The following is a 1,154-nucleotide window of genomic DNA, read 5'->3' on the forward strand; positions in this document are numbered from 1 at the left end:
GGGACGTATCACCAAAGACCCCAATCCCTATAGTAGAAACTCACATTTCTTCTATTCTCCTTTCCTCCCTAAGTTCACTAGAACTACATATACAAAACCTACTAAGAACCTCTCTCCCATAGACAATGAACCAATCAAAAGAGAATACACTCTTAGAACTCTCTCAATACTCAACACTATCTATCCCAAAAGATGCAACTGCCCTAAGTCCCTAGAGAACCCTTCCCTCAACTTCTTAAGACTAAAGAGCAAAGAATCCATAGCCAGATGTTCTCACTGCCACAAACAAATCAGCATCACAGCAAACACACCCTTCCAAAACATCAAACTACCCCTCGCCTATATCTCCTACACCATCCAAGACCAAATCTTACAATACCCAAAGACAATGACTTCCAAAGAGATCGCAAGAAAACTTGGACTTCCGTATAAGACAGCTTACTATCTCAAAAAACGTATCCAGGTATTCTTCTCACATCTCAATGAGTCACTTAGGGAACAGTTATACAAAGAGCTAGAAGAATCCTCTAAGAACTTCAGACTACCAAAGGAAGGTGACCTCAAGGAAACCCTTAAAAATCAACCTGTTGCCGTAGCTGACTCAGTGGTGTTATACTCATCATCCTTAAGAGCCAACAAACATAGATCCAGACGATTTAAGGGAGGAACTGCATCCATCTATGCTTCAAATTCCATTGGAGGACACCAGATCGGAACTCTCGTCCATACGATTGGCATCAACGGTGGGATGACTTTCTACAAATCGATTCCTTTGAATAACCAACACTACTTAGAGAAGGACCTAGAAGAAACCATTCCAAAGAATGTAACACTTTTTACAGATGAAGGATATGGGTTTCTATGGGATCGACCCAACCATAAGTCAGTCAATCATTCGAAGAAAAGTAATGACCCCAGATACAATATGAGCCGTGAACGTTGGGTAAGTAAGGATGGTGTGAGTTCCAATGGTGCGGAAGCAAGGAACAACATTTTGAAGCAGAGTTTCCGTAGTTATGGATATATCTCTCCGAAATGGAGTCAACTGGCATTGAATGAGTTAAGTTTTCTAGGGAACGTAAGGTTTGTGCCTGAACTGAAGGAATTACTAACTTTGGGAGGTTCTAAAACTGTTGGCTTTGGTGATTTCCTCT

1 protein-coding gene is annotated in these 1,154 nt (G+C 41.2%); it reads left to right on the top strand.

Annotated features, from left to right (window positions below; all coding sequences use genetic code 11):
- Positions 1-1,154 (top strand): hypothetical protein (locus EHQ62_RS15470; RefSeq protein ID WP_135644503.1); only part of this gene is annotated, 1,154 nt, incomplete at both ends.

The sequence above is a fragment of the Leptospira jelokensis genome, assembly GCF_004769635.1.
GTDB classification, from domain to species: Bacteria; Spirochaetota; Leptospiria; order Leptospirales; family Leptospiraceae; genus Leptospira_A; species Leptospira_A jelokensis.